Origin of the sequence: Tropicimonas sp. IMCC6043 (assembly GCF_004146235.1) — a bacterium.
In the GTDB taxonomy this organism is placed as follows: Bacteria; Pseudomonadota; Alphaproteobacteria; order Rhodobacterales; family Rhodobacteraceae; genus Tropicimonas.
Map to the genome: position 1 here is coordinate 1 of NZ_SELO01000174.1, position 382 is coordinate 382.

At 62.8% G+C, this 382-nt stretch carries 1 pseudogene; it reads right to left on the minus strand.

Annotation, left to right across the window (positions count from 1 at the left end):
• Positions 1-128 precede the first annotated feature (128 nt).
• Positions 129-382, minus strand: a pseudogene (locus EU800_RS29275) (IS6 family transposase); the annotation flags it as partial.

Genomic DNA, 382 nt, shown 5'->3' on the forward strand with positions numbered 1-382 from the left:
CACGGCTCTTTACCGTCGCAGCTTGCAGTGGCTTGAAGCCTGCCCCTGACGGCCGGCTCCGAGGGGCCTACCCTCATCTTTCGTGCAGCTCGGCACCCGCATCAGGTGCAGGAGCCTCGCGGCACACCCTCATCCAAATGCCACCGCCACTGCGGTCCTGAACGCAGGCGCTCTGCGCGTTTCTTGCGGATCTCGGCGGCAAACATCGGGCCGAACCGGTTCCACCAGAACCGGACGGATTCATGGCTGATCTCGATCCCGCGCTCGTGCAGCAGGTCCTCGACGTTCCGCAGTGAGAGTGGGAAACGGACGTACAACATCACCGCCAGGCGGATGATCTCGCGGCTCGTCTTGAAGTATTTGAACGGGTCAGGTTTCGGCA